Genomic DNA, 11,958 nt, shown 5'->3' on the forward strand with positions numbered 1-11,958 from the left:
CCCGGCCCGGCGCTTCGCCGTGGGCATGCCCGGCACCGGCCGCGGCCCGCAGCGCTCGCGCCGGGTCGTCGCGGGGAGCCCGGCCAGCGGGCGCTGACCGAGAACACACACGACGAGGGGGCGCGACCGGACGGTCGCGCCCCCTCGTCGTGTGCGGTGGCTAGTGGAACTGCGGGCGGCGCTTCTCGCCGAACGCGGCGAGCCCCTCGGCACCCTCCGGACCCGCGGCGCAGGTCGCGATGGAGTCCGCCTCGGCCGCGAGCTGCTCGTCGAGCCCCCGGTCCCAGGTCACGCTCAGGAGCCCGCGGATGCGGCCCAGCGCGGCCGTCGGTCCCTGGGCGAGCCGGTGCGCGACCGCGGCGGCCTCGTCGGCCACCCGGTCGTCGTCGACGACAGAGGCGAGCAGCCCCAGCTCGGCCAGCGTCTCGGCCTCGAGGACCTCGTCGGTGAGCAGGACCCGCCGCGCCCGCGCTGCGCCGATCAGCCGCGGCAGCGTCCAGGTCATCCCGCCGTCCGGGGAGAACCCGATGCCGGGGTAGGCGGGGCGCATCCGGGTCGAGGTCCCGCCGACGGCGAGGTCGCAGGCCAGCGCGATGCTCATGCCCGCACCGGCGGCCCAGCCCGGCACGGCAGCGACCGTGGGCACCGGGGAGGCGGCCAGCGGGCGCAGCATGGAGTGGAAGGTGTCGGCGAGGCCGTGCACGTAGGCGTAGCGGTCCTCGGCCCCGGCGAAGGCCCGCACGTCACCGCCGGTGCAGAAGTTCTCGCCGTCGCCGTGCACCAGCACCGCTCCGGTCTCGGCCGGGTCGAGCGCCAGCAGCGCCTCGGTGACCTCGGCCATGGCGGGCCCGTCGAGGGTGCCGTGACGGCCGGTGGAGACCCGGCAGCGCAGCACCCGCCCGTCGCGGGTGACGGCGGCGGCGCCCGTCGCGGCGCTCACGCGAGCGCCCGCAGCTTCGGCGCGACGTCCTCGGTGAACTGCGTCAGGAACCGGCGCTGGTCGTGCCCCGGTCCGTGCACGACGAGGTGGTTCAGGCCCGCGTCGAGGTAGGGCTTGATCTGCTCGACGGCCTCGTCGGGGTCCGACGCGACGATCCAGCGCTTCACCACCTGCTCGATCGGCAACTCGTCGGCCAGGCGCTCCATCTCCTGTGAGGAGTCGACGGAGTTCTTCTGGTCCGCGGTCAGCGACAGCGGCGCCCAGAACCGGGTGTTCTCCCGCGCGGCGTCGGGATCCCGGTCGTAGCTGATCTTGATCTCGATCATCTTGTCGATGGCGCCCGCGTCGCGGTCGGCCTTGCCCGCGCCCTCCTCGACCCCCGGGAGGAGCTTGTCGGTGTAGAGGTCCATGCCCTTGCCGGAGGTGCAGATGAACCCGTCGCCGAACCGGCCTGCGAACCGGGCGACCATCGGGCCCCCCGCGGCGACGTAGATCGGCACCGGCTGCTCCGGCCGGTCGTAGATCATGGCGTCGACGAAGGTGTAGTACTCGCCCTCGACGCTGACCGACTCCTCGGTCCACAGCGCCCGCATCATCTTCACGGCCTCGCGCAGCCGGGCGAAGCGCTCCTTGAACTCGGGCCACTCCCGCCCGGACACCGCGATCTCGTTGAGCGCCTCGCCGGTGCCGACGCCGAGTGCGACCCGGTTGCCGGTGAGCAGCGCCATCGTGGCGAACTCCTGGGCCAGCACCGCCGGGTTGTAGCGGAACGTGGGGGTGAGCACGGAGGTGCCGATCTGCACCCGCTTCGTGCGCTCCCCCACCGCCGCCATCCAGGGCAGTGCGGCCGGGGCGTGCCCGCCCTCGTGCCGCCACGGCAGGAAGTGGTCCGACGCCCAGACGCTGTCGAGCCCGAGCTCCTCGGCCAGCACCGCGTACTCGACGAGGTCGCGGGGGCCGAACTGCTCGGCCGACGCCTTGTACCCGATCTTCAGATCCACGGATCCGTCCTTCTCGCGTGATCGCCCGGCGCCCGGTCTGCGAACGCCGCTGGTCCTGCAGGTCTTGCTACACCCCGGGGCCGTCCGGCGCAGCACCGCGGCGCCCGCGACACACGGGCGGTGACCGGGGCCACGCCCCGGGCCCGGGCCCGGGCGCGGTCCGCGGTGCCGCGAGGTGAGTGCCGGGCGGGGCGCACGCGGCGGGGCTCGTACGATCGACGACGTGTTCGACGCCTCCGACCCGGACGAGATCCCGCTCCCGCCCGAGCCCGAGGACGACTACGGCGACGAGCCCCCACCGGAGGACGCCTGGGCCGCCGTGCCCGGGCCGGGGCGGCTGCCGGAGCCGGAGCCGGTCCCGGAGCGGGTGCACAGCAGCGACCCGCACGAGATCCTGCGCCGCGTCTTCGGCTACGACGCGTTCCGCGGCGAGCAGCAGGCGATCGTCGAGCAGGTCACCGGTGGCGGGGACGCGCTGGTGCTCATGCCGACCGGCGGCGGCAAGTCGCTGTGCTACCAGGTCCCGGCGCTGGCCCGGCCGGGCACCGGGGTCGTGGTGTCGCCGCTGATCGCACTGATGCAGGACCAGGTCGACGCGCTGCGCGCGCTCGGGGTGCGGGCCGGGTTCCTCAACTCCACCCAGGACGCCGACGAGCGCCGCCTCACCGAGCAGGAGTTCCTCGCGGGCGAGCTGGACCTGCTCTACCTCGCCCCGGAGCGGCTGCGGGTCGAGTCCACGGTGCGGCTGCTGGAACGCGGCCGGATCGCCCTGTTCGCGATCGACGAGGCGCACTGCGTCGCGCAGTGGGGGCACGATTTCCGGCCCGACTACCTGTTGCTCTCCGAGCTGCCGAAGCGCTGGCCGGACGTCCCGCGGATCGCGCTCACCGCGACCGCGACCGACGCGACCCGCACCGAGATCGCGCAGCGCCTGGAGCTGACCGGGGCTCAGGCCTTCGTCGCGAGCTTCGACCGGCCCAACATCGCGTACCGGATCGTCGCGAAGAACGAGCCGCGTCGCCAGCTGCTGGAGCTGCTGCGTGCCGAGCACGCCGGGGACGCCGGCATCGTCTACTGCCTGTCACGGCGCAAGGTCGAGGAGACCGCGGAGTTCCTCACCGCGCAGGGCATCCGGGCGCTGCCCTACCACGCGGGGCTCGACGCGTCGGTGCGCCGGGAGAACCAGTCCCGGTTCCTGCGCGAGGACGGGCTGGTCATGTGCGCGACGATCGCGTTCGGCATGGGCATCGACAAGCCCGACGTCCGCTTCGTCGCCCACCTCGATCTGCCGAAGTCCGTGGAGGGCTACTACCAGGAGACCGGGCGTGCCGGCCGCGACGGCGAACCGTCGACGGCGTGGCTGGCCTACGGGCTCGCCGACGTCGTGCAGCAGCGCAAGATGATCGACGACGGCGAGGGCGACGCCGCGCACAAGCGGCGCCTGGCCCAGCACCTCGACGCGATGCTCGCGCTGTGCGAGACCACCGAGTGCCGCCGGGCGCAGCTGCTGCGCTACTTCGGGCAGAGGCCCGATGCCCAGCGGTGCGGGAACTGCGACACCTGCCTGACGCCGGTGTCGTCGTGGGACGGCACGGTCGCGGCGCAGAAGGTGCTGTCGACGGTGTGGCGGCTGAAGAAGGAGCGCAACCAGGAGTTCGGCGCCGGGCAGGTCGTCGACATCCTGCTGGGCAAACGCACCCCGAAGGTCGACCAGCACCGCCACCACGAGCTGTCGGTGTTCGGCGTCGGGACCGAGCTGACCGACGTCGCGTGGCGCAACGTACTGCGCCAGCTCGTCGCGCGCGGGCTGCTGACCGTCGGCGGGAACTACTCGACGCTGCGGTTCACCGAGGAGTCCCCGGCGGCGATGCGCGGCGAGCAGAAGGTCATGCTGCGCAGTGAGCCGGAACGCGCCGCGCGGTCGTCGCGGTCGCGGGGCGGGTCGAAGCCGGCCGTGGAGATGCCGGCCGAGCTCGCGCCGGTGTTCGAACGGCTCCGGGCCTGGCGGGCGGCGACGGCGAAAGAGCAGGGCGTTCCCGCCTACGTGATCTTCCACGACGCGACGCTGCGGGAGATCGCGACCCGCGCCCCCGCCGACCGGGCCGCGCTGGGCACGATCTCCGGGATCGGCGAGGGCAAGCTCGCGCGCTACGGCGACCAGGTGATCGACGTGCTGCGCGGGGCGGACTCGTGACGCGCCCGCTGATCGGCATCAGCTGCTACAGCGAGCGGGCCGACTACTGGATCATGCGCGACGACGACGTCGTGCTGGTCCCCCGCACCTACGTCGACATGGTGCTCGCCGCGGGCGGGGTCCCGGTGCTGCTCGCCCCGGTGGCCGGCGCCGAGGAGGCAGTCGACGCACTCGACGGGCTCCTCCTCACCGGAGGCCAGGACGTCGACCCGGCCCGCTACGGGCAAGTGGCCGGCGCGCACACCGACACACCGCGCACCGGGCGTGACGCCGCCGACGTGGCGGCGCTGCACCGGGCGCTCGGCCGCGGGATCCCGGTGCTGGGGGTGTGCCGCGGGCTGCAGCTGCTCAACGTGGCGCTCGGCGGGACGCTGCACCAGCACCTGCCCGACGTGGTCGGTGCACAGGTCGCCGAAGCGCACTCGGCCGGACCGGGGGTGTACGCGCCGGTGCCGGTGCTGACCGAGCCGGGGACCCGGGCCGCGGAGATCCTGGGTCCGGGCCCGGTGACGGTGCGCTGTCACCACCACCAGGGGGTGGACCGCGTCGCCCCCGGGCTGCGGGTGTCCGCCCGCGCCGGGGACGTCGTCGAGGCGCTGGAGTGGAGCGACCCGTCGGGCCCCGGCGGCACCGACGCGCCCTGGGTGGTCGGTGTCCAGTCCCATCCCGAGCGCGACGGCGAGGACCTTCGCCTGGCCGGTGCCCTGGTCGCCGCCGCCACCCGGGCCCGCAGCCGCGCCGTCCGCCCGGCCCGCCTCGCCGGCTGACCCGGATCCACACCCCTGTCCGGTGTCCACACCTGCCGCAACGGGTGTGCCGACCGGACAGGGGGTGTGGACGCGGGCAGTCGGTGTCCGCGATCGGGGCCAGACTGTGGGGTCATGACGGAGATGGGGACGAGGACGGGTGTCGACTGGAACGGCGAGCTGCTCGCGCAGCTGACGTTCCACTGGGAGACCGCGCTGCGCCCGCGGCTGGCCGGGCTCGGCGACGAGGAGTACCACTGGGAGCCGGTTCCCGGCTGCTGGGGCGTGCGCCCCCGCGGGGGGTCGGTGACCCCGCCGGGCGCCGGGTCCGGTGACTGGGTGATCGACTTCGCCTTCCCGACCCCGGAGCCGCCGCCGGTCACGACGATCGCGTGGCGGTTCGGGCACCTCCTGGTCGGGGTGTTCGCGATGCGCTCGCACTCCCACTTCGGCGGCCCGGCCGTCGACTACGACTCCTACGCCTATCCCGGCACCGCGGCGGAGGCGCTCGACGCACTCGACGCCGAGTACGCCCGCTGGACCGCCGGGGTCGCCGCGCTCGGCGCCGAGGGCCTCGCCCGGCCGTGCGGACCGGCCGAGGGCCCCTACGCCGACGCGCCGATGGCCACCCTGGTGCTGCACATCCACCGGGAGGTCATCCACCACGGGGCGGAGATCGCGCTGCTGCGCGACCTCTACCGGGCAGGCTGAGCCGAGCTCAGCCGGCCCGCCCGATCCGCTTGAGCACCGGTGGCAGGTCCCCGGAGTGGAGCACCCCGAGGCGCTGGGTGGCCCGGGTGATCGCCACGTAGAGGTCGTTGAGCCCGCGCGGGGACTCGTCCAGCATCTCCTGCGGCTCGACGACGACGACGGCGTCGAACTCCAGCCCCTTCGACGCCGCGACGGGCAGCACGACGACCGGGGCGTCCAGCTCGGACTCCCCCTCCGCGGGCCCGGGGGTGGTGAGCCCGGCGGCGTCGAGGGCGGCGCGGACCCGGTCCAGTCGGGCCAGCGGTGCGAGGACGACGGTGCGGCCGTCGCCCACGGCGTCGCGCTCGGCCCGCACCCGCTCGGCCAGTACCCGGTCGCCGTCGGCCCCGGCGGGCAGCGCGGCCGCCCACGGCGGCACCCCGGTCGAGCGCACCGACGACGGCGGCTGCAGCGAGGCGTCGATCTCGGCGAGCACGTCGTCGGCGACGTCGGCGATCTCCGACGGCGTCCGGTAGTTGACGGTGAGCTGCTCCAGGCGCCATCGACGGGCCACGAACGGCGACAGCACCTCGTCCCATGACCCGGCGCCGCCGCGGTCCCCCGTCTGGGCGATGTCCCCGACCAGGGTCATCGAGCGGGCGGGGGCGCGACGCATGACCATCCGCCAGGCCATCGCCGACAGCTCCTGCGCCTCGTCGACGATGACGTGGCCGTAGGTCCACTCACGATCGGCGGCGGCCCGCTCGGCGGTCGAGTCGTAGCGAGAGACCTGCATGCGCTCGGCCAGCCGGTCGGCGTCGATGATGTCGGTGGCACGCAGCAGCTCGGGGTCGAGGTCCTCCTCCAGGTCGAGCACGTCGAGCACGCCCTGGGCGTACTCGACCTCCTCCCGCAGCGCCGCGGCCTCGGCGGCGGCCCGGGCGGCGCCGTCGTCGCCGAGCAGCTCGGCGGCCTCGTCGAGCAGGGCGACGTCGGCCGGGGTCCAGCGCAGGTCCGGGGGCACGTCGGCGTCGGGCGCCGGGCGCTCCAGCAGGGCCCGCTCGGGTGCCGGGATCCGCCGGGCCACCGAGTTGAGCCGGCGACGGTCGGCGAACAGGTCGGTGAGCAGCTGCTCGGGCGACAGCGTCGGCCAGAGCTCCTCGAGCTGCGTCGCGACCTCGGCGGACTCGGCGAGCTCGTCGCGGATGTCGTCGACGTCGCGCCGGTCCAGCAGGCCGGACTCGCCGCCGCCGACGCGACGGGCGACCTGCTGGGCGAGCAGCCGCAGCAGCTCCTTGCGGAAGATGCGGCGGGCCTCGTTGTGCGGCTTGCGGGAGCGCCGGGCCCGGGTGCGGGCCTGGGCGACGGTGTCCCGGTCGAGGACGACCCGCTGCTGCTCCACGACGAGCTCGACCGGGGTGCGCGGCAGCTGTTGCCGGTCGCGCACCGCGGCGGCGATCACCGGCGCCATCTCGGCGCGGCCCTTGAGCTCAGCGGCGGCCGCGGACTCGGTGCGCCGCGCGTCGAGCCCCGGGAACAGCTGGGCGACGGTGCCGAGCACGACGCTGGTCTCCCCCAGCGAGGGCAGTACCTGGCCGATGTAGCGCAGGAACGTCGGGTTCGGCCCGACGACGAGCACACCGCGCCGGGCGAGCCGGTCGCGGTGGGTGTAGAGCAGGTACGCCGCGCGGTGCAGCGCCACCGCCGTCTTCCCGGTGCCGGGCCCGCCCTGCACGACCAGCACCCCGGACGGCTTCGACCGGATGATCCGGTCCTGCTCGCCCTGGATGGTGGCGACGATGTCGCCCATCCGCCCGGTACGGGCCGAGGAGACCGCCGCCAGCAGCGCGGCCTCGCTGGTGAGCCCCGAGCCCGAGCGCGCCCGCTCCGCCTCGGTCATCTCGGCCAGGTTGAGCGGCTCGTCGTCGACCGCGACGACCTGCCGCAGCCGGGTCCGCAGGTGCCTGCGCCGCCGCATCCCCTCGGGGTTCGCGGCGGTGGCGGTGTAGAACGGCCGGGCGGCGGGTGCCCGCCAGTCCATCAGCAGCGGCTCGTACTCGTTGTCCTCGTCGAGCAGGCCGATGCGGCCGACGTAGCGGATCTCGCCGTCGTCCGCGTCGAGCCGGCCGAAGGCCAGCCCGTGCTCGGCGGCACGCAGACCGGCGAGCCGGTCGGTGAGCATCTCCGCGGCGGCGTCGCGCTGGGTGATGGCCTGCGGGGTGCCGACGGTCTCCTCGCGCAGCGTGTCGGCCAGCCGGCGCGCGGTGTCGCGACGGCGGTCCTCGAGCTGCTCGTAGAGCATGGCCACGTAGGACTGTTCGTGGGCCAGCTCCGGGTCGACCGGCGCGGCGGGGTCGGCCGCGGCAGCCGGGGAGCCGGCAGCGGAAGTGGGTTCGGGCACGGCGCGGGGATCCTCCACCGGGGGGACGTACACGAGGGGTCCGCGCGGTGCCAGGACGAGCCTGTCGCCGACGGAGCGACTGGCCAGGCTACCAGTGGTGGACGGCCTTCCGGTACGTGACGGACCGGGATCAGCCGGCCGGGCCCGGCACCCCCGCCCGCACCCGGAACGTGGCGGTCAGCCGCGGACCCGCGGGGCCCGTCCATGGGGCTGTTCCACCGGCTCCACCCACTCCGGGGTGGGGGTCGGCGCGGTGGCCGGGCTCTCGTCGTCGAGCGCGATGGGCTCGCCGTGGTGGCGCAGCCGCATCGGGGCGCCGTCGGTGAGCCGGTACTCGGTCTCCTCGGGGGTGATCGAGACCCGGATCCGGCGCCCCTGCCACTTCAGGCCGAACGAGATCCGCGACAGCGACGCCGGCAGCACCGGAGCGAACGACAACCCGTCGGCCTCGCAGCGCATCCCGCCGAAGCCCAGCACGACCGCGGTCCAGGTCCCGGCCATCGACGCGATGTGCATGCCGTGGTCGGTGTTGCCCGCCAGGTCCTGCAGGTCGACCAGGGCGGCCTCGGCGAGGTACTGGTGGGCCAGCTCCAGGTGCCCGGTGCGGGCGGCCATCACCGACTGGGTGCACGCCGACAACGACGAGTCCCGCACCGTGATCGCCTCGTAGTAGGCGAAGTTGCGGCGCTTCTGCTCCTCGGTGAACGCCTCCGGGAAGATCTGCATCGCCAGCACGAGGTCGGCCTGCTTGATGACCTGCTTGCGGTACAGGTCGAAGTAGGGGTAGTTCAGCAGCAGCGGGTACCGCTCGGCCGGGGTCTCCTCGAAGTTCCACCGCTGGTGGTCGGTGAAGCCCTCGGACTGCGGGTGCACGCCCAGGCGCTCGTCGAACGGGATGAACATGGCGCCGGCGGCATCGCGCCAGGACGCGATCTCCTCGGAGTCCACCCCGAGCCGTGACGCCGACCTCGGGTGCTTCGCGGCGACCTCGGCGGCGTAGCGCAGGTTCTGCTGGGCCATCAGGTTGGTGTAGACGTTGTTGTCCGCGATCGAGGAGTACTCGTCGGGGCCGGTGACGCCGTCGATGCGGAAGTTGCCCGCCGAGTCGTGGCTGCCCAGCGAGCGCCACAGCCGCGCGGTCGCGACCAGCAGCTCCAGCCCGACCTCCAGCTCGAACTTGGTGTCGCCGGTGGCGTGCACGTGCCGCTTCACCGCGTCGGCGATGTCGGCGTTGATGTGGAACGCCGCGGTGCCCGCGGGCCAGTAGCCGGAGCACTCGTGGCCGCGGATGGTGCGCCACGGGAACGCCGCGCCCTTGAGGCCGAGTGTCTCGGCGCGCTCGAAGGCCAGCGGCAGGATCGACTTGCGCCAGCGCAGGGCGTCCGCCGCCGCCTCCGGGGCGACGAAGGACAGCACCTGCAGGCAGAACGTCTCGGTGTCCCAGAAGGTGTGGCCGTCGTAGCCGTCGGCGGTCAGCCCCTTGGCCGGGATGCAGCGGCGCTCGGCGCGGGCGCCGGCCTGCAGGATGTGGAAGGTCGCCAGCCGCACGGCCTGCTGCAGCTCGGCGTCGCCGTCGATCTCGACGTCGGCGGTGGCCCAGAAGTCGTCGAGGTAGTCGCGCTGCTCGGCGACCAGGCCGTCCCAGCCGGTGTACCGGGCGGCGGCGATGGCGGCGCGCACCTGGTCGTAGACGGCGGGCAGGCTGCGCCGCGAGGACCAGCCGTAGGCGAGGTACTTGACCACGCGCAGCGACTGGCCGGGCTTGACCCGGGCGATGACGGTGGTGCGGGCGAGGTCCTCGTTGGCGTCGGTGGACACCTGGACGCCGTCCGGGCCGAGCACCTCGTGCTCCATCGCCGCGCCGCAGCGCAGCTCCGACTTGCGGGTGCGGTGCACCAGGGTGGCCCCGGCGTCGCCGGCGCGGGACTGCTCGGGCTCCAGCACGTTGTCCAGCGCGGTGTCCAGGCGCGGGTCGTCGGCGTCGCGGCCGGGCAGCTGCTCGTTGGCGACGAGCTCGGACTGCAGCACCAGCAGGGCGGCGTCACCGGCGGCGCCGCTGCCGTCGTTGCCGTTGCTGACCAGCTCGACCTCGTAGGAGATCGCGGCGACCGCGCGCTGGGTCAGCGAGACCAAGCGGGTCGAGCGGACCCGGACCCGGCGCCCGGCCGGGGACTCCCACTCGACCTCGCGGTGCAGCGTGCCGGCCTGCATGTCCAGCACCCGTTCGTGCCGGTGCAGGGTGCCGTAGCGCAGGTCGAACGGCTCGTCGTCGACCAGCAGCCGGATCAGCTTGCCGTTGGTCGTGTTGATGATCGTCTGCCCGGACTCGGGGTAGCCGTAGCCGCCCTCGGCGTACGGCAGCGGCCGGACCTCGTAGAAGGAGTTCAGGTAGGTGCCGGGCAGGACGTGCGGCTCGCCCTCGTCGAGGTTGCCGCGCAGCCCGATGTGGCCGTTGGACAGCGCGAAGACCGACTCGGTCTGGCCCATCGCGTCCAGGTCGAGGCGCGGTTCGCGGACCACCCACGGCTCGACGGTGAAGGTGGGCAGGTGGTCGGGCTTCACGAACGCTCCAGCAGGTCGGCGAGATCGGTGACGACGACGTCCGCGCCGTGCTCACGCAGCGCGTCCGCCTGGTCGAGACGGTCGACGCCGACGACGGCGCCGAAGTCCCCCGCGTGGCCGGCCTGCACGCCGGCCAGCGCGTCCTCGAACACCACCGCGGCGGACCGGTCCACCCCGAGGTCGGCCGCGGCGGCGAGGAAGGTGTCGGGAGCGGGCTTGCCGGGCAGGCCGCGCTCGCGGGCGGTGACGCCGTCGACGCGGTGGTCGATGAAGGTCTCGAGCCCGGTGACCCGCAGGATCTGCTCGGCGTTCGCGCTGGAGGACACGACGGCGGTGGTGAGCCCGGCGTCCTTCACCGCCTCCAGGTAGCGGCGCGACCCCGGGTAGACCTCGACTCCGTCGGTGCGGATCCGCTCCTGCACGAGGTCGTTCTTGCGGGTCGACAGGCCCCACAGGGTCTCGGTGTCCGCGGTGTCGTCCGGGGACCCCTCGGGCAGCTCGATCCCGCGCGAGGCGAGGAAGCTGCGGGTCCCCTCGAGACGGGGCTTCCCGTCGACGTACGGACCGTAGTCGGCGTTGACGTCGAACGGGGTGTACCCGTCACCGTCGCGGGAACGGAGGTACTCGTCGAACATCTGCTTCCACGCCGCGGCGTGGACGCTCGCGGTGTCGGTGAGTACGCCGTCCAGGTCGAACAGGCACGCGCGTGTGCCGTCGGGCAGCCCCAGCATGGCGCGCACGCTATCCGGATCGATGAAGGTCCGTCGCCCCGGGCGGTGCACGCCACTCCCCCGCCGGCGGGTGTCACACGACGGGCACGCCCAGCGGCAGGACCAACAGGACGAGCGGGGCGCGGGCGGGCCGCTCGGCCGGGCCCGCCGGATGGACCTCCACCCGGGCCGCGGGCCCGTCGGGGGCGTCCGGGTCCAGCCGCACGTGGACCGCGCCGCCCGCGCTGTGCGGCTCGATCTCCTCGGCCACCCCGCGGCGGACCGCGGCGAGCACCGACAGCGGCGGCACCGCCGACGACGGGTCGACACCGGCCCCGGACGGGTCGTCGAGCTCGGTGGTCAGCCGGGCGCCGAAGCGGGTCCGTTCGATCTGCAGGTACGCCCGCACGGCGGCGAGCTCCTCGTCGAGCCGGATCGAGGGCTCCCCGGCCCGGTCCGCGGCCCGGGACAGGTCGGCGAAGCCGAGCAGCAGCTCCCGGGCCCGTGGCGGGTCGGTGCGCACCAGCGAGGCGATGGTGTTGAGGGTGTTGTAGACGAAGTGCTGCTCGAGCCGCCGCGACAGCGGCCCGTGCCAGGGGCCGTCCGGGGCGGTGGCCGGCGGCACGGGGTCCACGGGGGCGCGCGGGACGGCGTCGCGGACCCGGATGCGGACGGTCTCGTCGGGGGCCGGGGCGCGGTGCGCGCCGGGCCGGG

The 11,958-nt window shown here is 74.4% G+C and carries 9 protein-coding genes; 3 read left to right on the forward strand and 6 right to left on the reverse strand.

Annotated elements, in window-relative coordinates; translation table 11 throughout:
* Positions 1-160 precede the first annotated feature (160 nt).
* Both NH602_RS21170 and fgd read right to left on the reverse strand, forming a co-directional pair.
* Positions 161-940: an enoyl-CoA hydratase/isomerase family protein gene (locus NH602_RS21170; protein ID WP_073574905.1), complete on the reverse strand. Its 780-nt coding sequence runs from the start codon at positions 938-940 to the stop codon at positions 161-163.
* The gene (gene fgd, locus NH602_RS21175; protein ID WP_179759876.1) at positions 937-1,941 is read right to left on the reverse strand and encodes a glucose-6-phosphate dehydrogenase (coenzyme-F420); all 1,005 of its coding nucleotides are present in this window, start codon (positions 1,939-1,941) and stop codon (positions 937-939) included. Before fgd ends, NH602_RS21170 begins: the two co-directional genes overlap by 4 nt.
* A 367-nt stretch (positions 1,942-2,308) precedes the next feature.
* Between fgd and recQ the strand changes: the two genes are divergently transcribed.
* From recQ to NH602_RS21190, 3 genes are all read left to right on the forward strand, one after another.
* A complete protein-coding gene (gene recQ, locus NH602_RS21180; protein ID WP_139282780.1) occupies positions 2,309-4,135 on the forward strand; it encodes a DNA helicase RecQ in 1,827 nt (608 codons plus the stop codon).
* A complete protein-coding gene (locus tag NH602_RS21185) occupies positions 4,132-4,902 on the forward strand; it encodes a gamma-glutamyl-gamma-aminobutyrate hydrolase family protein (RefSeq protein ID WP_253068710.1) in 771 nt (256 codons plus the stop codon). The genes recQ and NH602_RS21185 overlap by 4 nt, the downstream gene beginning before the upstream one ends.
* A 114-nt stretch (positions 4,903-5,016) precedes the next feature.
* On the forward strand, positions 5,017-5,592 hold the full coding sequence (locus NH602_RS21190) for a DinB family protein (RefSeq protein ID WP_253068711.1): 576 nt from the start codon (positions 5,017-5,019) through the stop codon (positions 5,590-5,592).
* 7 nt (positions 5,593-5,599) lie between these two features.
* Here NH602_RS21190 and NH602_RS21195 read toward each other — a convergent pair whose 3' ends face one another.
* The 4 genes from NH602_RS21195 to NH602_RS21210 all read right to left on the reverse strand — a co-directional run.
* The gene (locus NH602_RS21195; RefSeq protein ID WP_253068714.1) at positions 5,600-7,873 is read right to left on the reverse strand and encodes an ATP-binding domain-containing protein; all 2,274 of its coding nucleotides are present in this window, start codon (positions 7,871-7,873) and stop codon (positions 5,600-5,602) included.
* A gap of 276 nt (positions 7,874-8,149) precedes the next feature.
* The gene (locus tag NH602_RS21200) at positions 8,150-10,534 is read right to left on the reverse strand and encodes a glycoside hydrolase family 65 protein (RefSeq protein WP_253068712.1); all 2,385 of its coding nucleotides are present in this window, start codon (positions 10,532-10,534) and stop codon (positions 8,150-8,152) included.
* Positions 10,531-11,265, reverse strand: a complete 735-nt coding sequence (locus NH602_RS21205; protein ID WP_100877782.1) for a beta-phosphoglucomutase family hydrolase — start codon at positions 11,263-11,265, stop codon at positions 10,531-10,533. The genes NH602_RS21200 and NH602_RS21205 overlap by 4 nt, the downstream gene beginning before the upstream one ends.
* A gap of 73 nt (positions 11,266-11,338) precedes the next feature.
* Positions 11,339-11,958, reverse strand: a 620-nt coding sequence (locus tag NH602_RS21210) for a histidine kinase (protein WP_253068713.1), incomplete at its 5' end; no start/stop codon positions are given.

The organism is Pseudonocardia sp. McavD-2-B, from assembly GCF_024124365.1.
Classification (GTDB): domain Bacteria; phylum Actinomycetota; class Actinomycetes; order Mycobacteriales; family Pseudonocardiaceae; genus Pseudonocardia; species Pseudonocardia alni.

Excerpts from the sequence above, each read along its gene's own strand:
- NH602_RS21190 (WP_253068711.1), top strand. The coding sequence starts at position 5,017 with ATGACGGAGATGGGGACGAGGACGGGTGTCGACTGGAACGGCGAGCTG.
- NH602_RS21195 (WP_253068714.1), bottom strand. The coding sequence starts at position 7,873 with ATGCTCTACGAGCAGCTCGAGGACCGCCGTCGCGACACCGCGCGCCGG.
- NH602_RS21205 (WP_100877782.1), bottom strand. The coding sequence starts at position 11,265 with ATGCTGGGGCTGCCCGACGGCACACGCGCGTGCCTGTTCGACCTGGAC.